Origin of the sequence: Arthrobacter sp. KBS0703, from assembly GCF_002008315.2 — a bacterium.
In the GTDB taxonomy this organism is placed as follows: Bacteria; Actinomycetota; Actinomycetes; order Actinomycetales; family Micrococcaceae; genus Arthrobacter.
In genome coordinates this window covers 1,453,301-1,475,535 of sequence record NZ_MVDG02000001.1, presented here as the reverse complement: position 1 = coordinate 1,475,535, position 22,235 = coordinate 1,453,301, and the positions used below count along the sequence as shown (strand labels likewise).

21 protein-coding genes, 1 tRNA gene and 1 pseudogene are annotated in these 22,235 nt (G+C 63.7%); 12 read left to right on the top strand and 11 right to left on the bottom strand.

The features are described 5' to 3' along the window. Positions 1-1,049: 1,049 nt before the first annotated feature. The gene (locus B1A87_RS22880; RefSeq protein ID WP_185982259.1) at positions 1,050-1,211 is read right to left on the bottom strand and encodes a hypothetical protein; all 162 of its coding nucleotides are present in this window, start codon (positions 1,209-1,211) and stop codon (positions 1,050-1,052) included. 3 nt (positions 1,212-1,214) lie between these two features. Between B1A87_RS22880 and B1A87_RS22875 the strand changes: the two genes are divergently transcribed. The 6 genes and pseudogenes from B1A87_RS22875 (at position 1,215) to B1A87_RS06925 (ending at position 7,643) form a co-directional block, all read left to right on the top strand. Beyond that, positions 1,215-1,382: a hypothetical protein gene (locus tag B1A87_RS22875; protein WP_185982258.1), complete on the top strand. Its 168-nt coding sequence runs from the start codon at positions 1,215-1,217 to the stop codon at positions 1,380-1,382. Positions 1,383-1,616: 234 nt separating this feature from the next. After that, positions 1,617-1,865, top strand: a complete 249-nt coding sequence (locus B1A87_RS06945; protein WP_078027946.1) for an SCO4226 family nickel-binding protein — start codon at positions 1,617-1,619, stop codon at positions 1,863-1,865. Positions 1,866-2,023: 158 nt separating this feature from the next. Next, positions 2,024-2,369 (top strand): annotated as a pseudogene (locus tag B1A87_RS06940) (MBL fold metallo-hydrolase); the annotation flags it as partial. Positions 2,370-2,943: 574 nt separating this feature from the next. Beyond that, positions 2,944-4,011, top strand: coding sequence for a hypothetical protein (locus B1A87_RS06935; RefSeq protein ID WP_144275740.1), 1,068 nt, complete (start codon positions 2,944-2,946; stop codon positions 4,009-4,011). A gap of 372 nt (positions 4,012-4,383) precedes the next feature. Further along, positions 4,384-5,067, top strand: coding sequence for a hypothetical protein (locus B1A87_RS06930; protein WP_078027763.1), 684 nt, complete (start codon positions 4,384-4,386; stop codon positions 5,065-5,067). A gap of 302 nt (positions 5,068-5,369) precedes the next feature. Next, entirely contained in the window at positions 5,370-7,643 is a 2,274-nt protein-coding gene (locus B1A87_RS06925) for an alpha-amylase family glycosyl hydrolase (protein ID WP_221937551.1), read from the top strand. Positions 7,644-7,755: 112 nt separating this feature from the next. Here B1A87_RS06925 and B1A87_RS06920 read toward each other — a convergent pair whose 3' ends face one another. The 7 genes from B1A87_RS06920 to B1A87_RS06890 form a co-directional block, all read right to left on the bottom strand. Then, a complete protein-coding gene (locus B1A87_RS06920) occupies positions 7,756-8,016 on the bottom strand; it encodes a hypothetical protein (RefSeq protein ID WP_078027765.1) in 261 nt (86 codons plus the stop codon). A 15-nt stretch (positions 8,017-8,031) separates the two neighbouring features. Continuing rightward, the gene (locus B1A87_RS06915; RefSeq protein WP_078027766.1) at positions 8,032-8,313 is read right to left on the bottom strand and encodes a hypothetical protein; all 282 of its coding nucleotides are present in this window, start codon (positions 8,311-8,313) and stop codon (positions 8,032-8,034) included. Positions 8,314-8,378: 65 nt separating this feature from the next. After that, complete coding sequence (locus B1A87_RS06910; RefSeq protein WP_139362759.1) at positions 8,379-9,218, bottom strand: hypothetical protein; 840 nt, start codon at positions 9,216-9,218, stop codon at positions 8,379-8,381. A gap of 627 nt (positions 9,219-9,845) precedes the next feature. Continuing rightward, positions 9,846-10,628: a metallophosphoesterase gene (locus B1A87_RS06905; RefSeq protein ID WP_078027768.1), complete on the bottom strand. Its 783-nt coding sequence runs from the start codon at positions 10,626-10,628 to the stop codon at positions 9,846-9,848. 367 nt (positions 10,629-10,995) lie between these two features. Then, positions 10,996-11,490 carry an HNH endonuclease gene (locus tag B1A87_RS06900; RefSeq protein ID WP_185982257.1) on the bottom strand — a complete coding sequence of 165 codons (495 nt, stop codon included), beginning with the start codon at positions 11,488-11,490 and terminating at the stop codon, positions 10,996-10,998. 1,131 nt (positions 11,491-12,621) lie between these two features. Next, on the bottom strand, positions 12,622-13,749 hold the full coding sequence (locus tag B1A87_RS06895; RefSeq protein WP_078027771.1) for a site-specific integrase: 1,128 nt from the start codon (positions 13,747-13,749) through the stop codon (positions 12,622-12,624). A 118-nt stretch (positions 13,750-13,867) separates the two neighbouring features. Then, positions 13,868-13,950, bottom strand: a tRNA-Leu gene (locus tag B1A87_RS06890). Positions 13,951-14,142: 192 nt separating this feature from the next. On the opposite strand from B1A87_RS06890, the gene B1A87_RS06885 reads away from it, so the two are divergent. Together B1A87_RS06885 and B1A87_RS06880 are read left to right on the top strand one after the other, a co-directional pair. After that, positions 14,143-15,447: a M20/M25/M40 family metallo-hydrolase gene (locus B1A87_RS06885; RefSeq protein ID WP_078027772.1), complete on the top strand. Its 1,305-nt coding sequence runs from the start codon at positions 14,143-14,145 to the stop codon at positions 15,445-15,447. An 11-nt stretch (positions 15,448-15,458) separates the two neighbouring features. After that, positions 15,459-16,619 carry an acyl-CoA dehydrogenase family protein gene (locus B1A87_RS06880; RefSeq protein ID WP_078027773.1) on the top strand — a complete coding sequence of 387 codons (1,161 nt, stop codon included), beginning with the start codon at positions 15,459-15,461 and terminating at the stop codon, positions 16,617-16,619. 63 nt (positions 16,620-16,682) lie between these two features. On the opposite strand, the gene B1A87_RS06875 is transcribed toward B1A87_RS06880, so the two are convergent. Continuing rightward, entirely contained in the window at positions 16,683-16,916 is a 234-nt protein-coding gene (locus B1A87_RS06875) for a DUF5703 family protein (RefSeq protein WP_078027774.1), read from the bottom strand. A 39-nt stretch (positions 16,917-16,955) separates the two neighbouring features. Here B1A87_RS06875 and B1A87_RS06870 point away from each other — a divergent pair, with 39 nt between their 5' ends. Then, complete coding sequence (locus tag B1A87_RS06870) at positions 16,956-17,225, top strand: hypothetical protein (protein WP_078027775.1); 270 nt, start codon at positions 16,956-16,958, stop codon at positions 17,223-17,225. A 45-nt stretch (positions 17,226-17,270) separates the two neighbouring features. Here the strand turns inward: B1A87_RS06870 and B1A87_RS06865 are convergent, their stop codons facing one another. Beyond that, the gene (locus B1A87_RS06865; RefSeq protein ID WP_078027776.1) at positions 17,271-18,215 is read right to left on the bottom strand and encodes an aldo/keto reductase; all 945 of its coding nucleotides are present in this window, start codon (positions 18,213-18,215) and stop codon (positions 17,271-17,273) included. 50 nt (positions 18,216-18,265) lie between these two features. Here B1A87_RS06865 and B1A87_RS06860 point away from each other — a divergent pair, with 50 nt between their 5' ends. Both B1A87_RS06860 and mshC read left to right on the top strand, forming a co-directional pair. Beyond that, positions 18,266-19,099: an undecaprenyl-diphosphate phosphatase gene (locus B1A87_RS06860; protein ID WP_078027777.1), complete on the top strand. Its 834-nt coding sequence runs from the start codon at positions 18,266-18,268 to the stop codon at positions 19,097-19,099. A 15-nt stretch (positions 19,100-19,114) separates the two neighbouring features. After that, complete coding sequence (gene mshC / locus B1A87_RS06855; protein ID WP_078027778.1) at positions 19,115-20,392, top strand: cysteine--1-D-myo-inosityl 2-amino-2-deoxy-alpha-D-glucopyranoside ligase; 1,278 nt, start codon at positions 19,115-19,117, stop codon at positions 20,390-20,392. Between the two features lie 21 nt (positions 20,393-20,413). Here mshC and B1A87_RS06850 read toward each other — a convergent pair whose 3' ends face one another. Then, on the bottom strand, positions 20,414-21,322 hold the full coding sequence (locus B1A87_RS06850; RefSeq protein WP_078027779.1) for a PAC2 family protein: 909 nt from the start codon (positions 21,320-21,322) through the stop codon (positions 20,414-20,416). A 180-nt stretch (positions 21,323-21,502) separates the two neighbouring features. On the opposite strand from B1A87_RS06850, the gene B1A87_RS06845 reads away from it, so the two are divergent. Beyond that, positions 21,503-22,231 (top strand): HAD family phosphatase, encoded by a 729-nt coding sequence (locus B1A87_RS06845; protein ID WP_078027780.1) that lies wholly within the window; start codon positions 21,503-21,505, stop codon positions 22,229-22,231. Positions 22,232-22,235: the final 4 nt, after the last annotated feature.

Sequence of the window (22,235 nt, the reverse complement as noted above, 5' to 3'; positions counted from 1 at the left end):
CCCGGGAGACGAATTGCTTCGCAATGTTTGTCTGCGTGGACGAATCGCAACGCCTCACCGCTTCTTCGCTTCGAGGCCACCAGCGCGGAGCGCACGATGTCCACTCCGTGAACCAACCCGGGATCATTCCGTCTACGAGACGGCGGCGCAGCCAGACGTGAATAAATCCCCGTCTGCCCCGGACCGTTGCTTCGCAAAGCTCCGGACCGCAGAGAAACTTTCCGTGAACCATGCAGGGTGACGCACCGCTTCCGGCCCGCCGCAGGCGACACCGCCCCAAGAACAAGACACCGCAGGAGGGACCACCGGCCCGGGGCGAAGCCCCCGAGAAACACATCGAAGACCTGCACGGCGGGCGCAGCCCCCGAGGAGAAACACATCGAGCTTCGAGGCGAACCACGACACGGAAGACGAACCGCTGACGGCCCGCCGCAGGCGACACCAAAGGTGGAACAACAAGCGACGGAAGAACCCACCGGCCCGGGGCGCAGCCCCCGTCATCATGATGATGAACAGGACGATGAACCATCGGACGGCGAAGCCGGGGACGACGCAGCCTCCGCGCAGCGGAGACACCACGACGAAGGCCGCACAGCGGCCAGGGATCTAATCGAAGAACGAGCCGGGAGGCGAGAAGGAAACAGAACGGGCCGCGCGCAGCGCGGACGCGGAGCGCAGCGCAGCACAAGAAACAAAACGACAACCCAAGACGCCCACGCGGCGAAAAGCATGCCGCGGAGCGCGCGCAGCGCGCGAGCAGCCGGCCGCAGGCCAGGACACAAAAAGAAGATCACGACGCGGGAAGCCAAGACGATGAACGATGAGGTCAGCGAATCGGGAAACACGAAGGGCGAGGGGCGAAGCCCCGAGTCCTCTTAAATATGCCTGCCCAACCGCTGCCACCACTCGTTTGCTCGACGGCCCTTCGGATTTTTCACCCCGGGTCCACGGCTACCGCCGGCCCAACACAGCGCACCACCTGAAGGCGGCGCTGGGGTGCTTTGGCGGCGGGCGCTATCGCATTGGATAACCGCCGGACAGTCCGGCAGTTACCGTGCGGCGCGGTCCAAGGCAGCCTTGGCTTGGGCGATCGCCTGGCGCGCTTCACGCAACGCCTGCGCTTGGTCGGCGCTCGGTCCGGTTCCGTCGCGCCAGTCGGAGCGGAGTTCATCCTCGACGTCACCGAGCATGGCGAACGCGTTGGAGCGCATCTCATGGAAGGTTGGGAGCTGGTGACCCTCATCGCCTGCGCCCTCATGGTCGCCGGCTGGTACGCCTGCCGGAAACAGATCCACGAAGTCGCCGAAACCCGCGACGGCTTCACCGGCACGTCCCCCGTCGTCGCCAACCGCCCGGGCCCAGGCGGTGCCGACCGCATCTAGCCCACCTCTATTGAGCGCGAACGGACACTTGAGGCCCAGGATCCAAGGGCCCCAAGTGTCCGTTCGCGCTTAAGCCTGACAAGATTCCCTCCGCCGCGGCGGCGCCCGGTTCCCTGACGAAGGAAACCCGGGCGCCGCCGTCGTTCGCTAAATCCTCTTGACGGGCGAAGTTCACAGGTCTACCGTCAGCCCCGTCCCGATGTTCAAAGTCGAATCAATCCAGGGAGTGTCATCATGCCGGAATTCATGGATGTCCATCGCAATATGGCGGGAATAACCAAGGAGGACCTGCAAGCGGCGCACGATGCCGACCTTGCAATTCAGGGCGAGGAAAAGGTCGACTTCAAAAGCGCCTGGGCCGATCCCGACGCAGGCGTCGTCTACTGCCTGTCGGAGGCCCCCTCGGCGGACGCGGTGAGGCGCATTCACGAGCGTACGGGCCACCCCGCGGACGAGGTGCACCCCCTTCCGATTAGGGTCTGAACTAACCGGCCCCGGCATTTCTGCACCGCTTTAGCCCGCTCCCGGACGGCCCAGGGCGCACCGGCGCTGTGGTTCCGGGCCGCTGCACGCGGGCGGCACGGCAAAGTGGTGCAGAAGTGCCAGAGTTTCCTGCAGGACACGTCGAAGGACCGGGACCAATGGACGTCGTTGTCATCGAGACCCCGCAGCTGGGGGACCGCAGCTACCTGGTCCATGACGGCCACGTGGGGCTGGTGATCGACGCCCAGCGGGACACGGACCGCATCGAGGAGGCCGCGCGGCAGGCAGGCGTGGACATCACCCACGTCGCCGAGACCCACGTTCACAACGTCTACCTCACCGGCGGGCTGATCCTGGCCCGAGCGCACGGCGCAAAGTACCTGGTCAACGCCGCGGATTCCGTGGCGTTCGAGCGCGAGCCCATCACCGACGGACAGTCCGTGCAGATCGGCGGGTTCTCCCTCAGGGCCGTGGCAACCCCCCGGCCACACCCACACCCACCTCATATTATGCCCAACCGCCAGCTGCCACCACCCGTTTGCTCGACGGCTCTTCGGACTTTTTACACCGGGTCCACGGCTATCGCAGGCCCAACACAGCGCACCACCTGACGGCGGCGCGGAAGGGGGCGGACCGGATCTGAGTGCTCGGCTGGTGCGTCGGGGAGCGGAGGCGAAACAATCTGGGTGTGAGCGCCCCAAAGCACACAAGCCGGTATAGGATCAGGCCGCCGGCTGAAACTAGACGGCGACAGGAGGTGCCGGGCTTCCTGTTGGACACATGGCCGAGGAGATCATTGGGCGCGCAGAGGCAGTGGCTTATGGTGGCCCGGGAAGGGGCGCGCCACGTCCTGGGTTTCGACGACGACAGCATCCAGATCTGGAGGAGGACGAGGTTTTTCCGTCGGTGCATCGCCAAGTACCCGCGGTCCAGGGATGGGGAAGTCGAGGCCCTCGGTTTTTTCAGCACAATCGAACCCGAAGCCACAGAGGTCCCGGCGCCGGGAAGGCCGCTATCCAAGATGCGGATGACACGAACGGGCATGGGCGCAGCCGCTGCCGCCTTGCTCATTCTGGTCTTGGCCGTCGTGGTCATCGTGGTTCCGAAGGGTGTCGCGCCCGCTGCTTCGGCCGGCGGAGCAGACCACTCGTCGGAGCAGGTGCCGAATGCGCAGACCGGCTGGGCTTACAGCGACTCACACCAGGCCGCCTTTCTGCAGTGGACGCGCACAGGAGCCACGCTGAGCGGGTCATTAACGATGACGAGCCTGGACCCAGGAGCGACGGCCGCCAAGACGAGCACAACATCATTCACCGGGAGCATCGACAGCGACCATGCCAGCCTGTCGTTCTCCCAGCCGTTCGGTTCCATCTCGAATCTTGCTGCGCTAATCCAGGGTGACAACGTCACCCTTTCCATCCCGCAGAAGGACGGGACTCTGGAACCCTGGACGTTCAGGCCGGCGGCCGCGACGCTCTACAACGATGCGGTGACCGTGCTGAAGCAGCAGGCGGACAGGAACCACCAGGATCAGGTGCAGGCATCCGCTGCCGCCGCTGACCAGACGGCGCGGGCCGCCGCCCAGCAGCAGGCAGACAACGCCGTCGAAAGCGCCGCACACTCGTTGGCAAGCGCGGTCAGCGATGTCGTGGCCTCGACCGGATACGTCAAAAGCGACCTGGACGGGGTTGCAGCGGATCTCACCGCTCAGCAGAATGACGTGACCACGACCCAGCATGATGCAGACGCGGTGATGAAAGAGATTGGAACGGAGGCGGGAGCGAACGGGACGACATGCTCGGACGCAGCTGGTGTTGCATCCGACGCCTCGGGCGTCGATGCCGACGAGGCTGGGATCAGCGGCGACATCACATCGCTCTCCTCGGACCTGGACTCTTTGAAAACCAAGCTGACCGACCTGGTCGATGCGAAGGAAGCCCTGGCCCAAGCGCAAAAGGCAGACCCCTCATACCGCCCTTCCAGCCCCATCCCTGGCGGCAACGAAATATCCGCGGCCACCACGGCGGCACAGCACGTGGTGGACAATGCTTCGGCAGTTCTAAAGTCGGCCCCTGCGCAGTCCGCGGAACTGAGCCGCCAGGCTCACGACATCGCAGACGATGCAGCGAAGGCAGGCAACTGCTAGCTGGCGGCTATGGCGCGGCGCGGCCAATGGAGCATTGGTTTGTGGTCCCGGAGCACATCTGCCTGCTCAGGCATGGATCTCCTCGTCTAGCAACGCGTCGTGATTCCGCTGGGCAAGACTAACGGCACCGGGGTCGGCTTACGTGGAGGAGCTGCCTGGCCCATCCATTACGCACCACCTGTCGGCGGTGCGGAACGGGCGCTGGCGAGGGCGATAACCTCCGGTCGTCCGGCAGTTATCGGGCGGCGCCGTCCAGTGTGGTTTCGGCTCGGGCGATCGCCCGGCGGCCTGCGAAACTCCCTTCCCGCCATGGCGCGTGTCGGATAATGTGCATGTCGGTGGGCAGCGTGCCACCTCGACCGTTGGGGGACGATGAGGGATTACACGGGCCGCTTCCTGGCCATGGCAGCAACCTTGGCCATCGCATTGAGTTCCTGCACGGCCGTGCAGAACAACGGAACGAGACACCGCACGGAGGCGGACCTAGTGCGCATCCTGGACAGCGCCCCTCCATTCGATGGTGCCCCGCTTCAACTCATGAGGTCCGAACAGATCCGCAAGTCACTCACAGCGCTCGACGGTCTGAAGGAAGAAGGGGTCGCACAGCCGAGTTCCTGTCCTGACCTGACACTGGCCAACGCCCTGGACCTGCCCGAAGCCGAGGCTGTCCTCGTTGGGTACACGGGCGAGGACGCAAGCGGTCCCTTGGTGGTGAGCCTCCTGTCGGGGTTGGAGGCCGATGCCGTCGACAGTGCGCAGCGTGCCATGGCGGCTCTCGTTGACCGCTGCCCTGAGGTGACAGTCAAGACGTCGACCGACAAAGTTCATTCAACCGGGCACAGTGTCGACGCTCCGGTCAGCACAGCAGGGACACTCGGAGTCCCGGTCAGTCACGAGATCGCCGGGGGAGACACGATCGTCACGAACTTCTACACGGCAGTGAAGAACGGCGTCCTGATAACTGTGCAGTTCACCGTGCCGGACATCATGCGCGACGGGGATGTCTACCACGCGGCTGACATGCTGGACAGCTTGGCTGAGGCAGTCCGTCCTTAGCTGTCATCGGCTGCTGTCAGTAGCTGAGCACTGCGCCAGCGGTGACCGCGGGCTCATGTGTGCGGAACGGCCGTCCCCCTCACCGGTACGGCAGGCGGGAGCTCGCCCCCACAAGTTGTCCATTGACAGTCCGCTCGGTGCCAGAGCACCCTAGTGCCTGTCGGGCTGGGGCGCCTCAGGATCAACGACGATCGGGGACCCCAATGATTACTGTCCGGTTCATCTACTTCACTGGCATCAAGACAGGCCTTTTCCATAACGCCCGGCTGTCTGGAACATGGAACAGCTGGGGCGATATACCGATGCAGGACATCACCGCCGAGGACGGCTGCCCGGCTTTCGAACTCAATGTGAACTTCGACGACGTTCTGGCCGGCCAAGAGATCCGGTGGGGTGTCCGACTGGACGGACCTGCGGGAGGGAACCAGTGGGGGATCCCCACTGAGGACTCGGGCCTGGGCGTGATCAGGCCGGAACGCCACACGATCCTGCCGGAGGCCGGAGGACAGGCCACAGCGCCCTACTACCTGACGCTCAGCCGGTTCCTGGGAGCCCAGAAGTTCTACCAGGGCGGCGGGGAGTGCATCCGGTTCGCCGTCTGGGCGCCGAACGCCAAAAAGGTTGAGGTCGTCTTCGGGAAGAAGAACAACGGCTACATCGCCGACGACGGGACGGGCATTGACTCGAACCAGCCTGCCATAGCCCTCCACGACATCGGCGGCGGCATCTGGGCCAGCGTTCCGCAGCCGGGCTTCCAGTCCTACGTGGGCTTCCCCTACATGTATCGCATCGAAAACGCGGAGGGCGCCACGAGGATGCGGACCGACATCCATTCCCGCTGGCAGATCGGACGGGGCGACAAAAACCCGAAGCTCACGCAATGGGACGGAAACCCGGCCACTCTCGACGGCGGCGTCAGCTGCAGTGTCGTCATCGACCAGGACGTGGTGCGGAAAGAATTCGAACCGGCCACCAACCCGCCGACTCAGATCACCGACGAGGAGTTCTGGTCCAGCGAGTTCGCCTCCGGGAATCCGGTGCCTTCAAGGCTCACAGAACTGGTGATCTACGAACTCCACATAGGCTCGCTGGGCTACAACCGGCCGGACGCAGGCAACCTGCAGGACGCCATGGACTTCATCCCTCATCTGGTGTCCCTCGGCGTCAACGCAGTCGAGTTGCTCCCTGTGTCCGAATTCCACGGGACGCTCGGTTGGGGCTACGGGGACACGCACCATTTCGTCATCGAGTCCAGCGCCGGCGGACGCGACAAGTACAAGCATTTCGTACGTGAATGCCACCGCAACGGGATCGCGGTCATCCAGGATGTCGTCTACAACCACTTCGACAGTGAAGCTGAGCGGGCGGAGTGGCAGTACGACTCCGAACTGCCTGAGCAAAACATCTACTACTGGTACGAGGGCCGGTCCACTGACCACGCAGATCCGAAAAACGGATACCTGTGGAACGGGTCAACTGGGTGGACCCCGCGGCTGTGGGAAGAGAACGTCCGTCAGATGTTCACCAGCAGCGCGGCTGAGTTCGCGGAGGAATTCCACGTCGACGGCTTCCGTGTGGATCTCGTCGAAGCCATCCACCGCGATCAGCGCCGGGAGATCGACCGTGTCGAAATTGGGGCAGCGAAAACTTACGGCCACAAGCTGCTGCGCGAGTGGAGCCGCACACTGAATCTCATTCGGCCGGCCGTCATGCGCATAGCAGAAGACCACTCGGATTGGTCCGCGGTGACACAGCCCACGGATATGGCGGGGATGGGATTCAATGCGGCCTGGTACGCCAGGCTCTACCACGACCTGATCGGTGACGCGAATAATCAGCTGGACAAGGCGAGGGTGCTCCACCGCGTTGGGTTCGGGACGGACGATCCGGTGCCGTTGAGCCAGCTCTCCGGATCACTCGCCAGTTCAGGGGAAGCACGGATCGTCTACCACGAGTCCCATGATGAGGCCGGAAATTCCGACGACACCATGCGCACGATCCGGGTGGCCGTCAATGACGCCTCCCTGTTCGGGCCGACTCGGGACGCTGCGGAAGCGCGGACAAGATTAGTCGCCGGGATCAGCATCCTGTCGGCTGGCACGCCGATGTTTCTCATGGGCGAGGAGATCGGAGCCCGGGCGCCTTTCATACACAACCAAATCCTGCAGGGCCGGGAAGATATTCTGGGTGAACGCCACCGGCTGGGAGCGAACCTATTCCGCTACTATCAGGACCTGATCAGGCTGCGCCGCTCCAGCCCGGGCTTCCGATCACGAAACATCGACATCATCCATGCCTCCGATGACGCCCGGATCATCGCCTTCACACGGAGCGATGGGGCAACCCGTGAGCTGGTTGTCGCGTCCCTGAATACCCGGCCGTTTGATGCGGGCTACATCATCCAGAGTTCGGTGGACCGGCTGGGCCCCGGGCAGTGGCGGGAGGTCTTCAACAGCGACTCGAGGTTCTATGGCGGATCGGACGTCGGTAACTTCGGTGCCGCGCTGCTCAGCCAGGACGGGCGGATCGAGGTGCGCTTGCCGGCCAACGCTTTGGTCGTACTGAGCAGGATGTGAAGACGGGTGATTCTTCTCGCTCGGTGATTTGACCGCAATGCGTGCAGAACGAAGCAGCGCCCTCACCGGGATCGGCAAGGGCGCTGGTGCGGCACGACAGGGTTAGTGCTCCTCAGCAGGGGGATTTCCAGTGAGTCCCCGCAGCCACGGCAGACGATCTCATCGGTCCACTTCCAGCTGTAGCCGGGTGAAGCTCCTTGATCCTGTCCATGCCGTCGCTGACGGCCGCCGCGAGAGAGGCGAGTTCAGCCAGGTCCGCTTCGCTGACCAGGCTGCTGAGTTCCGTGTGTTCGAGTGTCATGGCCCCCAGGCCTTCCGTGACGCTGATGGTGCTCTTGACACTTATGTGTGCGGCGTCACGTTTCAGCCTCATCGGGCCAGGCAGGAACTAGTCGACGGTGAAGAACTTCTTCGGGTCCTCGGCTCCGAGGAGGTCGCGGTGGAAGGCTATGGCATCGACACGTGTCGTGTCCACGAACAGAACGGCGACAGAGGCCGAGTGCACCACGGTGAACCGGGTGCCTCCTTCAAGCCAGGACATCATGCCGGTGTAGTCCTCGACGACCAGCCCGTCGCCCAGGAGACCGCGTCGGGTGAGCAGCTCCTCGACCGGACGCCAGGCCCAGTCCATGAGCTCATTTATCGCTGCTTCCACCGTGGGAATGCTCATACCTCGATGGTGGCACCGGCCACCGACAATCAGCGGAAGAGCAGCGGGTGTGTCGGTGAACCTATCTATGCGCCGATGTTACAGGTCACCACGGCGTACTCACCTGTGGAGGTTTGCTTGGACATTTCGTGGCCGTCGGACAGTATCCGGCAGGTAATCGACGTCGTCCCGGCCCCAGCCTGGGCACTCACACCGAGGGACCAGAAGCTGCCATGCTGCATGCCGGCGAAAGCCTCCTCGGGGAATTCGTAGGTCTTCTTTACAGTGCCAGTGACCTCGCCGGAGGACTGTTCCTGCCCCATCTTTGAGTTGATGAAATTCGAGTAGGTGATCAGGCTTATGGGCCCGGTAGCTTCCACGATGTAGGTGATCTTCCGGGTCTTCGGCGCCTCGGTCGTGGGCGTCACTTCAGGAACCGCCTCTACGGTCGGTTGAGGCGTTGCAGTAGGGGCTGCGACTGCAGGCGTCTTCAAGTGGGCCTGCATTGCGTCAGCAAAAGGAGAATCCGGACAGACAATCAATGCCGCCCGAACCTCGTCGTGACCCTGGACGCTGGTCCGTTGGGCTGCCTCGGACTTGTTCCAAGTCGCGCAGATCCCGACAAGAAGGCCGTGCAGCACGGCATCATCCGGCGTTTGACCCTCCTGAGCAATGATGGAGGTCGTCTTCTGGTCTTCCTCGGTCAGGACGACCGTTCTGTCCCCGGCTGCTTCCTTCGCGTAGCAGGACTGGACGTTGCCCTTCTTGGCTTCAGCCCAGGCTTCTTCCAGGCCCGGAAAGAAACCTGATACGCCGTTAGGGTCCTGGCAGTAGAGCTCGAACAGGTCCCGTGTGGTCAAAGGGACATCAGCCGTTTCCTGGTCACTGGAAATCGGAGAGGCGGCGGCAGCCGTCTGGTCGCTCACTGGCTGGGACGGCGTCCCGCATGAAGTGAGAGCAAGCAAGACGGCAGCAATGAATGCGCTCTGAATTGTCTTGCGTATGGACACGGTTCCCCCAAGAAGTAACGGCCGACAGATTGCGGCAAAAGTAGTAGTCGCTGAATGTTAGCCTGCCGTACGCTGCACGGCAGTGCGTTACGTCTTGCGCTGTTCCCTTCGGCGGTCTTCCCGTGCGACGCGGCGCGCTACCGGGGCAACCACATTCACCACAGGCACTTGATCCAGTCCGGCTTTGTGGCGACGGATCGCCTTCCGATGTGACTCGATCCGGATCTCAGCGATCTTGGGATCGACGGGTCCGAGGGCGGACTCGCCGCGCTGGCGTTTCTCGATAGTGGCGATGGCCTCTCATGGCGTTCCACGACGTTCGGGCCCCGGTCTTTGGCGGCGCGTTTGCGGCGGGCCAGGTCGGAGGCGCGCCCGGACCACGACGGACACCCCAACGCGCACCGGCCACAGCAAACGCACCTCCATTTTCGGATTAGCAAACGCACCTCCATTTTCGGATTAGAGGCCGGGTCGAGACTGTGCGCGAGCAGGGGCCTCTCAGCGGATTCCGATTCATGAGTGAAGAAGGACTGGGAAGCACCCTTACTGGCCCCGAATTATGAGAGGCCCAATGCGCAGCGGAGCCTCACCAGGCCAAACTAGAACACCGTTGCCTTCCCGGCTGTTTTCCAGGTCGAGAACGTCAACACGGGTCACGCGTCCGTCGATGTGCGTAATCGAGTGTGTGACCCTCTGATGCCAATGACCGCAAAACACGTGGGGCGGGGCCAATTCGTCAACAACATTGCGGAGCAGAACTCTGGTGCGATCTGCCTGCTCAATCAGTTCTGCGGGCAGACTGAACATACCGCTGACCGGTACGCCGGCGGGAGCATCATGAGTGATCAGAATGTCCAAGGGGCCGCCGGCGATGAGGCGTTCTGCTTCCTCAACGGTGGGCTCCTCGTTGGGCCACCAGTCTTTGCCCTCCGTACGCCATGCTTTGTCCACTGACAACGCGCCTCCCAGTCCGCCTATCCGCAGGCCTTGGATGGTTGTTCGCCCGCCGCGGGGTAGCACCCTGATGTTGCCCTGGAAAGTGGCAAGACCGTCTTCCTGAACTGGGAGCCGCTTTGCAGTCCAGACGTTGTCATGGTTACCAATAGACAGGGTGAGCGAAACCGCGTGTTCAGCCAAGACCTTGTTCAGTCTGTTTTCGTAACGCCCGCGTTTTGCCCCCGGCCAGTCAAGGCCAAAATCCCCGACGTGGATCATATGTTTCACGCCCTCGCGCGCAGCGGATCTTATTGCAGCCAGCGCCCACCCCTGCTGGCCATGCCAATCACCTACCACGGCAAGGGGCGGACCGATCTCGTCTTCGGTCATACCCTTGGATGCCTCTCTGGGCTATCTTTGACGCCAGCGACCGTTGTCATCTCACCGAACGGTTGGCAAATTCTTCTCAGCATTAATCCGCAGCTTCCATCGCGGCCATTTCGTCGCTGATGATGGCGACGGGGATTCCGGGGCCGACCATCAGCCGAACGTGTCTTACGGGGTCCCCGCCACATCTACCCCTAGCCAGGAGTAACTTCCCGAGGCATAGGAGTCCAGGAGAACGTCGGCCAGCCGGTCGGCATCTGCATCATCCGGCATTCGTAGTGTTTGTCCCGCATAAAGAATAGACACCATAAGAGAAACTAACCCTCTGCGGAAGGCAGCGCCGGCGTCACAGGAGCCATCCTAGTCCCCTTCACTCTTCCGGCGGGAGCGGCTTCGGCAAACGTCTCAGGAGAGGGTGATCGGGATCGAGCTGGCGAAGAGCCTCCTCCAGTTCATGGATCCGGCGTTCGTATTGCTTCCGACTAAACATCTCCGCGATGTTTTCGAGATGAGTTACAGCGGCCAGGTGCTGAGGATTAATGCAAAGCCGGACTCCGCACTTGTGATGAACGCTTAGAGCCCCCAGCTCTTCAGTAAAGGAACGGATGGCCTCCCACGAGACCCGGTGGGCCAATCGGTTGGTGGGCCCGCGGCCGATGAACCCGTAGCCGGAACGCTTGGCTCCTGTCCAGATCCAACAGGCACCGGGATCTTCGGGATCGATGGTGCACCGCGACTTGAGTATGTCGAGTACTGCCGGGCCGTCGCATTGAATGATGGCCTGCCTCAACCGCCCCAAGCGGCCAAACCAGCCGGCGCTTCCTTGTCGGCTGTAATGGAGGTAAAACTCTTCCGCAGTGGTCACAATGCCCGCTCGCCTTCCTCGTGGTCAGACAGTGGTGTTATCGCTACTACGCGACTCGTGGTTCGTAGAGTCGGGATATTCGGATCGCCTGTATGCACTTGCAATATGAAGAGCGCCGGCAGGCCCACTTCGAGTCGGAGAACTTGGTGCACCGCGAGGGGCTGTCCGTCGCGTCGCAGGCAGCTCATCCCGGCGTCAAGGTGATCCACAGCAGGTTCGACGGCTGCAACGAATCGAGTCAGCGAGCTGGCCGACAGATCCAAAAGATATGGCGAACCGGTGGCCGTTCGGATCCGGAAGGCCCCATTTTCTCGATTGAATGCTTCGCTTGTCATGGGAGCAGGCTAAAGAGTGGGTACGACATTAAGGCAGGTGAGTGACGAGGACTCGGGGCTCTGGCCCTTTACGACTCCGTCACGTACACCGGGCAAGGCTAGGACAGGTCATCTACATCAGCGGCCAGCTGCAGTATCCAAGGTTCCGTTTGCTAACCAAGTCTGGTTTTCCAGGTGATCCGGCCGCGGGAAGCGGCCCGCTGGACGTCTTCATGCCGTGGCACCGGCACGGACATGCCCGCCTTGCCTCACGGTTTTGGCGCTCAACTGTATTTTCCCCCAACCAGGCGGCAGTGCTGGATTCCCCTCGACGATGGGCAAGGTCCACCGTCCATGTCGGCGTATCCCTGCCGAAACGGCTGCCTGTGGCAATCCTTAGATGTGCCCCAGACCGTTGCACACGCCGCCAACTCTTTGCTACGTGAGCCAGCTCCCCACGGCACATGCTATGTGGATGCTGGCGGCCGCAGCCGCAGACATCATTGTGACCAGGAGTCGCCCAGCGGGGAACGCCAGAGCCGTCGGATTCCATGTCCTGCTCCTACCTGGGGGCGTTGTTGCCTTGATTGCATGACCGCAAGCCGCTGACGCACCGCAATACATCCCCCGGCCCTATAACCGTCCCCCGTGCTTCAGGCGGGTCCGAGTCGAAAGCGTAGAAAGGACTCGCCCTCCTCTGCCGGGATTCTCGCGGGGCAGGGCACCGCAGCATTCGACCCGTAGAGTCGTGGCGGAACGCGGGCTATAGGGCTCCGCGACCCAGAAAGGCCGCCTACGCCGCCCAGTGGAACCGTGCTCATGCTCCGCTACCAAATGCCCTGTTCATGGCGGCTGTCGTGTCGCTGAGGGCCTCAGGCAACAGATGGGAATACCGATCCAATGTAGTTGTGATGGACTTGTGCCCGAGGTGCTTTTGGAGTTTATAAATATCCAAGCCTGCATGCAGCAACCATGATGCGTTGGAGTGACGCAAGTCGTGAATACGAGGACGTTTCGTCAGACCTTTTGTTTTAGCCTTCACGACGGCCCGGTCCCAGACACCCCACGCTCGCCGGTGATCCATGTGACTCCCGGCGGTGTTCAGGAACACTGGGGACCCTGCCTTCGCGGTTGTCAGCAGTGGGTGAATCAGTGAATATGCACCCGCTGTCAGCGCTACCGTCCGCTTGGACTGACGTGTCTTCGTGGGCCCGATGTACGAAACGTTGTCTTCGTCTTTCGTCCATGCACGCACCACGTTCACAACATGCTGGCCAGACGGGTTGGTCTGGAAATCCCTCGCCTCCAGTGCGGTTGCTTCCGAGAACCGAAGGCCCGTATGGATCAGGAAAGTGAAGAATGTCCTGTACGGCTCGGCGAGTTCCCCTTCAACCAAATCCCACTCGGCTCGAGTAAGGAACGTTGCCGTCTCTTCCGTTGCTTCGCTCTTTGGCAAGGAAACACCCTTGCAGGGGTTGTCGGGTCGGCGTTTGTCTCTGACCATCGCGTTGAAGGCCGCCGAGATGAGTCCATGTACGTTGGCAATCGTCTTTGACGACAACCCCTTGTCCTGCATCCCTTTGATCCAGCTGACGATGTCTCGGTACTCCACTCTTGCGGCGTCCGTTGTTCCCAAAGTTTGCGCGATGTGGGATTTGAGGTTGGCCTTGTAGCGCCTCACCGTGTAGCCATTAGCACTGGTCAGCAATCCGATGTGATCCTCGATCATGCGAGTCACCGTGTAGACGCCGCCGTAATATTCCCGGGCAGCGTTCAGTGCGCCTCCCACGTCACCACCGTGGGCAGTAAGGACGGTGTGGAGGAACTCGGCGCTCTCCCTGGAGTCCATTTTCTGCGTCATGCGTTGCCTGGTGTCCGGATCGATCCACCGGACGTAATACGTAATTGAACCGTTTTTTCTTTTTCTTGCTTCGATCTGTGCCATGCCATCACTATGCGGCGATCCCCCTTGGAGGTGTCGCTTTTCGACACTCGCGTGGCTGGAAACCCGGTTCGCGTGGTTTAAGGCACAAAAAAACCCCGGTTTCCCGGGGTTTTTCTTGTGCGCGGAGGGGGACTTGAACCCCCACCCCCTTTCGAGGACTAGCACCTCAAGCTAGCGCGTCTGCCATTCCGCCACCCGCGCAGGTGGTAATTCGGTGACCCGTTCCGCCTTTCAGCGTTTCGCATCTCTCCGAAGCAGCGAGAAAAACTCTAACACGAACTTTGGGGAAACATGGAATCGGGCCGACTGGGTAGGCTGAACCTACGCGTTCCGGTGGCCACAACCCGCCACAGCCGCCTGAATCCGCATTCCCCACGATATAAGGAGTGACCAATGTCTCACATCCGGCCAGAGGATGAAGTCGTCACTATCTGCCAGGAGCTCATCCGCATCGACTCGTCCAACTTCGGGGACGGTTCCGGGCCGGGCGAACGGGCCGCCGCCGAATATACGGCCGGCCTGATCTCCGAGGTCGGCCTGGAAGCTGAGATCTTCGAATCGGAGCCGGGCCGGGCCAGCGTGGTCACGCGGCTGGCGGGGGAGGACCCCTCCGCAAGCGCGCTGGTAGTGCACGGGCACCTGGACGTCGTTCCGGCACTTCGGGAGCAATGGTCGGTGGATCCGTTTGGCGCCGAACTGAAGGACGGGCTTATCTGGGGCCGCGGCGCCGTGGACATGAAGGACATGGACGCCATGATCCTGTCTGTCCTGCGGGACTTCGCCCGGACGGGCCGCAAGCCCAAGAGGGACATCGTCTTTGCTTTCTTTGCCGATGAGGAGGCCGGGGGCGTCCACGGCTCCCAGTTCGCCGTCAAGCACCGCCCGGAGCTGTTCGAAGGGGCCACGGAGGCGATATCGGAGGTAGGCGGATTCTCCGCCACCATCGGCGGGCAGCGCACCTACCTTCTCCAGACGGCGGAGAAGGGCATCTCGTGGCTGCGGCTTGTGGCCCACGGCCGGGCAGGCCACGGCTCGCAGATCAGCACCGACAACGCCATCACCCGCCTCGCCGGGGCCGTGACCCGCATCGGCGAATACCAGTGGCCCATCGAGCTGACGGCCACCACGCGGCAGTTCCTCGACGGCGTCACGGAACTCACCGGTGTGGAGTTCGATCCCGACAACCCGGAGATGCTGCTCAAGGAACTGGGCACCGTGGCCCGCTTCGTCGGCGCCACGCTGCAGAACACTTCCAACCCCACCCTCCTGAGGGGCGGCTACAAGCACAACGTCATTCCCGAATCGGCCGAGGCCCTGGTGGACTGCCGGACCCTTCCCGGCCAGCAGGAGCAGGTGCTCGAAATTGTGCGCGAGCTGGCCGGCAGCGGCGTGGACGTCAGCTACGTGCATCAGGACGTCTCCCTCGAGGTGCCCTTCTCCGGCAACCTCGTGGACTCCATGATCGATGCCCTGCACTCGGAGGACCCCGGGGCCAAGGTCCTGCCGTACACGCTGTCCGGCGGAACCGACAACAAGGCCCTCAGCAAGCTGGGCATCACCGGCTACGGCTTCGCGCCGCTCCAGCTGCCGGACGATCTGGACTTCACAGGGATGTTCCATGGCGTGGACGAACGGGTTCCTGCCGAGTCACTGAAGTTCGGCGCAAGGGTCCTGAACACCCTGCTCACCAACTACTGAGCCGCCGCCCCATGGACGCCGAACAGCTGCTGCCCGACGATCTGCTCGAACGCATCCGCGGCAGGGCCGCAGGCTACGACGAGAGTAATGCCTTCTTCTCCGAAGATCTTGCGGAGCTCGCCGCTGCAGGATACCTGAAGCTTTTTGTTCCGGAGTCCGACGGCGGAGCGGGCTTTGGTCTCGAAGCGGCCGCCAGGTGCCAGCGGCGGCTGGCGACGGCGGCCCCGGCCACGGCGCTTGCCGTCAACATGCATCTGGTCTGGACCGGGGTGGCGCGTGTCCTCGCCGAAAGGGGCGACACCTCGCTCGACTTCGTGCTGCGGGAAGCAGCAGCCGGGGAGATCTTCGCGTTCGGGAACTCCGAGGCCGGCAACGACTCTGTCCTCTTCGATTCCCTGACGGAAGCGAAGCCCCGCCCGGATGGAGGCTATACGTTTACCGGCACGAAGATTTTCACGAGCCTCTCGCCGGCCTGGACCCGCCTGGGGATCTTCGGCAAGGACAGCGCGGCCCGCGGCGGCGAGGGCGAACTGGTGCACGGGTTCATGGAGCGCGGCGCGGCGGGGTACAGGATCGTCGATGACTGGAACACGCTGGGAATGCGCGCCAGCCAGTCCAACACCACCGTGCTGGACGGCGCCGGGGTGCCGGCGGACCGCATCTTCCGGAAGCTGCCGGTGGGGCCCAACGCGGATCCGCTGATCTTCGCCATCTTAGCGTGCTTTGAGACGCTCCTTGCCGGCGTCTATGCCGGCATCGGCGAGCGTGCCCTCGCCCTGGGGGTCGAGGCTGCCAAGCGCAGGACGTCCTTCAAGAACGGGGGACGCAGCCTCGCCCAGGATCCGGACATCCGCTGGAAGGTGGCGGAAGCAGCCATGGCGATGGAGGCGCTCTCCCCCCAGCTCACGGAGGTCGCCAGAGACGTTGACCGGCTGGTGGACCATGGAAGCCTATGGTTCCCCAAGCTCGTCGGACTTAAGGTGCGTGCGACTGAAACGGCGCGGACCGTGGTGGATCTGGCCATCCGCGTCTCCGGGGGCTCAAGCTATTTCCGCGGCTCCGAGCTCGAGCGGCTCTACCGCGATGTGCTCGCCGGAATGTTCCATCCGTCGGATGACGAGTCGGCGCACAACACGGTTGCGAACGCGTGGCTCGGCCCGCTCGCGGACTAGCACCCGGGCCTTGCACCCGAGGCCCGGGAACGGGCTCCGCGGGGCCCGGCTGGGCACCTAGGGCTATACGGTGCGCTGCACCTGCGTGACCCGGCGCCGCAGCCAGAAACGTCTGCCGCCGCCCACGTACAGCCTGCTGCGCTCCAACTCCCACTTGCCGTACTCCGAATGTTCAACCAGCCGGCGGCGTGCTTCGGGCAGTGAATCGTCAGGACTGACCGTCAGTACCAGGTACTCGTACTGCCTCACGTAGTCCCGTTCCCGCAGGACCGAGCTGGTCAGAAAATGTTCCTTCATTGCTCTCCATTTTCGTCCTTTTCCCGCTAACGTGAAGGCATGAGCATCGATCCGCGTGTCGCGCTTCAGTCCTTGACCGCCGCTTTGGAAGAACATCTTGTTGCAGCTTCAAACCGCCGGGGTGATGGTGACCCCTCCGTGGAAGCTGCTTTCTTTGCAGTTGCTGATGCTTTCGAAGTCTACGAGGACGCCCTCTATGAGGCATACAACGAAGTGACGCCGCTCCAGGTGTTCGATGACGAGGAAGACGACGAAGACGAAGGCAACGAAGTGGACGACGACGAGGATCTCGAGATCCTGGAGGACTGAGTCCAGCTTTAAGTGCCTGGCCGGAGCCCCGGGACTGAGCAGGTCCTAGAGGGCCGGGGAGCTGCTGGAGACGTCCTCGAGCGCCCGGGCAATCTCCGCGGGCAGCGGCGTCAGCTGTGAATCCAGGATCTCCTTGAGCTGCACCGGGGTTCGGGCGCCGACGACGGCCGTGGCCACGCCGTGCCGCGTGAGCAGCCAGCTGAGCGCCACATCCAGGGACGACCTGCCCAGTCCGCGGGCGGCCATGGCAACGGCCTCCACGACGCGCGACGCCGGCTGTTCCAGATACGGTTCCACGTACGTGGCAAGCCTGGTTCCGGCAGCCCGAGAGTCGGCCGGGACATGGCCGCGGTACTTCGCCGTCAGGACGCCGCGGCCCAGCGGAGCCCAGGCCATCAGCCCCAGGCCGGCATCCTCGACCGCCGGGATCAGCTCGGCCTCGGCCTGCCGCCGCACCAGCGAGTATTCCGACTGGTTGGCCACGAGCGGGAATCCTGCCACGGCCGCGGCTTTGGCCGTCTGCCAGCCGTTGTAGTTGGAGATGCCCGCGTAGCGGGCACGGCCGCTGCGGACCGCGAACTCCAGCGCGGAGAGAGTCTCATCCAGGGGAACATTGGGGTCCCACGCCTGGGCGAACCAGATGTCGACATAGTCGGTCCCCAGCCGGGCGAGGCTGGCGTCGAGCCCGGAGAGCATCGCGTTCCGCGACGCGTCCACCTTCTGCCGTCCGTCCGACGGCGACACGCCGGCTTTGGTTGAGATGACCACTTCCGTTCGGGAGACGACGTCGCCGAGCAAGGCGCCCAGCAAGGCTTCCGCCTGCCCGTCCGCGTAGGAGGCCGCCGTATCCACAAGCGTGCCGCCGGCATCCACGAAGGTCCGCAGCAGCTCCGAGGCATCCTGGTCATCCGTTTCGCGGGCCCATGTCATGGTGCCGAGGGACAGGGCCGATGATCGTAGCCCGCTGTTGCCGATGTAACGCTGCTGCATAGCAGCAAGCTTACGGGGAAACGACCGGCATCATGACGTAGGGTCGAACCGTGAACTGGATTGAAGCGGCCCTGCTGGGTCTTGTGCAGGGACTGACCGAATTCCTCCCTATTTCATCAAGCGCCCACCTCAGGATCGTGGGGTCTTTCCTGCCGAACGCGGCGGACCCCGGGGCAGCCTTCACTGCGATCACGCAGCTCGGCACCGAGACCGCTGTGATCGTCTACTTCTGGCGCGACATTGTCCGCATCGTGAAGGCCTGGTTCGGATCCCTGACGGGGCGTGTGTCCCGCCAGGACCCCGATGCCCGGATGGGCTGGCTTGTGATCCTTGGCAGCCTGCCGATCATCGTCCTGGGCCTGCTGTTCCAGGACCAGATCGAGTCCGTGCTGCGCAGCCTGTGGATCGTGGCCACCACCCTCATTGTGTTCGGCCTCATCCTGGCCGTGGCGGACGCGGTCGGAAAGCAGGACCGGGATCTCACCCGCCTCACGTACAAGCACGGCATCTTCTACGGACTCGCCCAGGCCATGGCACTGATCCCCGGCGTGTCCCGCTCCGGCGGCACCATCACGGCGGGCCTCCTCATGGGTTACACACGGGAGGCGGCTGCCCGGTACTCATTCCTCCTGGCCATTCCCGCCGTGTTCGGCAGCGGCCTCTACCAGCTGTTCAAAGTGGTGTCCAAGGACGGGGTCAGCGGACCCTTCGGCCTGCCCGAAACGGCGCTGGCCACGGTCATTGCGTTCGCCGTGGGTTACGTCATCATCGGCTGGTTCCTGAAGTTCATTTCCACGCGCAGCTACCGGCTTTTTGTCTGGTACCGCATTTTCCTCGGCCTGGCGCTGTATCTGCTGCTCGGTTTCAATGTCATCAGCGCCTAGCACTAGGCTTGGGCTGTGAAGTCCTGGATATCCCGCCCCGTTCCTGAACTGCCGGGCACCATGCCCGCCCTCCGTCTCTATGACACGGCCGCCGGCGGTGTCGTGACACTCCAGGCCGACGGCGACCAGTCGATGTACGTTTGCGGAATCACCCCGTACGACGCCACCCACATGGGTCATGCCGCCAGCTACGTCGCCTTCGACCTGCTGAACCGGGCCTGGCGCGACGGCGGTCAGCAGGTCTCCTACGTCCAGAACGTGACGGACGTCGATGACCCGCTGCTGGAACGCGCCACCGCTACCGGCGTTGACTGGCGCGAGCTCGCGGCCAGCCAGATTGAGCTGTTCCAGACCGACATGGAAGCGCTCAACGTGCTGGCGCCCGACCACTACGTCGGCGCCGTCGAGTCGATGCCGCTGATCGTCCCCGCCATCGAGCAGCTCCTCCAGGACGGACTGGCGTACCGCGTCACCGGCACACCGGGCGAGCCAGACGGGGACGTATATTACGACGTCGAGGCCGCCGGAAAGCATGCCGTCACCGTCGACGCCTGGACGCTGGGCGCGGTTTCCGGCCTGCCGGAATCCGAAATGCTTGAGCTGTTCGCGGAGCGCGGCGGCGATCCCGGCCGTGCCGGCAAGCGCCAGGCCCTGGATCCCCTCCTTTGGCGCATTGCGCGCGACGGCGAACCCCGCTGGGACGGCGGCCAACTGGGGGAGGGGCGGCCCGGCTGGCACATTGAGTGCACGGTGATAGCCCAGAAGTACCTGCCCGCACCGTTCACCGTGCAGGGCGGGGGCTCGGACCTCGTCTTCCCGCACCACGAAATGGGCGCCGGTCACGCCTACTCACTCTCCGGCGTGCCTTTGGCGGAGCACTTTGCCCATGCCGGAATGGTCGGCCTGGACGGCGAAAAAATGAGCAAGTCCAAGGGCAACCTCGTGCTGGTGTCCAAGCTGCGGGCCGCAGGCGAGGAACCGGCAGCCATCCGGCTGGCCATCCTGGCACACCATTACCGCTCGGACTGGTCCTGGACGGCCGAAGGATTTGCGGAGGCCAAAGAACGGCTCGAACGCTGGCGCTCGGCGCTGGCAGTGGCGCCCGCCGGGTCGGCAGCACCCCTTATGGCGGACATGCGTGCATCGCTCTCCGCCGACCTTGATGCACCCGCTGCCCTGGCGGCCGTGGACAGCTGGGCAGCGCTGGCGCTGGCAGGCGGAGATGCGGCTTCAGCCGCGGACCGGGCCCTGGTGAGCGACGCCGTCAACTCGCTGCTCGGCGTCGAGCTCTAAGGGATAACCCGGCGCGAGGCCCTAAGGCTTATCCTTACCCCTGCGCTTGAGGTAGCGCTCGAATTCCCGGGCGATGGACTCGCCGCTGGCCTCAGGAAGGTCGGCGGTGTCTTTCGCTTCTTCCAGCTGCCGCACGTATGCCGCGATTTCCGGGTCTTCGGTGGCCAGTTCGTTGACGCCGCGCTCCCAGGCATCGGACTCCTCGGCCAGCTCATGGGTATCAAGCGGTACCTGCAGCAGTTCCTCGATGCGGTTAAGGAGGGCGAGCTGGGCCTTGGGCGACGGAGCCTGCGCCACGTAGTGGGGCACTGCGGCCCAGAGGGACACGGTGGGAATGCCCGCAAGCAGGGACACCTCGGAGAGCACTCCCACGATGCCCACGGGACCTTCGTACTGCGAGGCCTCCAGGTTCAGCCGCTCGCGCAGGGCGCTGTCATCGGTTGAGGTGCTGACCGGGATGGGCCGGCTGTGCGGCACGTCCGCGAGCAGTGCACCCACAAGGATCACGTAGTCCACGTGGAGGGCTTCGGCATGAACCAGCAGCTCTGCCGTATAGGCCCGCCATTTGTACGACGGTTCGGTGCCCTGGATGAAAATCACGTCCACGTTGGTCCCGGGCGCGCTGGCCTTGTAGATCCGGGTGGACGGCCACTTGATCTTCCGCTCGCCGGACGCCGTGCGCCTGACCGTGGGCCGGGTGAACTGGAAGTCGTAGTACTCGTCGGCATCAATGGATCCGACCTTCTTGCCGCCCCAGAGCTTGTTCAGGTAGCGCAGCGCATCGCTGGCGGCTTCCCCGGCATCGTTCCAGCCTTCGAAGGCAGCCAGCATCACCGTGATGCGCTGGCCCTCGGGAACGGGCTGCAGCAGCTGCTCCGTCTCAGGCTCGGCGGCCGGTTCGGTGGTGTCTCCGTCGTCGAAGCTATTCATCCCTTCACCCTACGTCCACAACCGTTCCCGATGCATTCAATGAACCGCCATAGATACAGACAACGGCGCCGGGCGGCCGGGGAGGCCCGGGACGCCGCACAGTCCCGCTGATATTCGCCGAGGGCGTAGGCGGGGCCCGTCGGGGAAAGCGCCGTGCAGCCGCCCCGTAGACTGGGGACCATGCAATCTTCTGCCGCACAGCCCCTGCTCAAAGCCGTTTTATGGGACATGGACGGCACCATCGTCGACACCGAACCCTACTGGATTGAGGCCGAACACGGCCTCGTTGAGGCCCATGGCGGAACGTGGTCCCATGAGCAGGCCATGCAGCTCGTAGGCCAATCGCTGGTCCATTCCGCCGGCATCCTGCAGCGTGCCGGCGTGCAGCTGGAGGTCCGGGAAATCATCGACACGCTGACGGCGCAGGTCATCAGCCGGGTGCGTCGCCACGTCCCGTGGCGGCCCGGTGCCCGCGAACTCCTCGATGAACTTTTCACCGCCGGCGTGCGTTGTGCCCTTGTGACCATGTCAGAGACACCCCTCGCCCGGGAGATCGTTGAGAGCCTTCCGCGGCCCTACTTCGAGTTCCTGGTGACCGGCGACACCGTCACGCAGGGCAAACCGCACCCGGAGGCGTATCTCAAGGCCGTCGAACTGCTGCAGCGCCAAGACCCCGGGCTCACCGCGGCACACTGCGTGGCCCTGGAGGACTCAGCCCCCGGCGTCGCGGCCGCCGTGGCGTCCGGAGCGGTGACGGTCGCCATTCCGCACATCGTGCCGCTGCCCGAAGATCCCCGCCGGGCCATGTGGGATTCCCTGGAAAACCGCACCGTGGCAGACCTTGAGGAGCTTGTTGCGCTTCGGCACGGGACCCATGCCCGCGCCTCAACGCTGGACAGCGTCAACTAAGGAG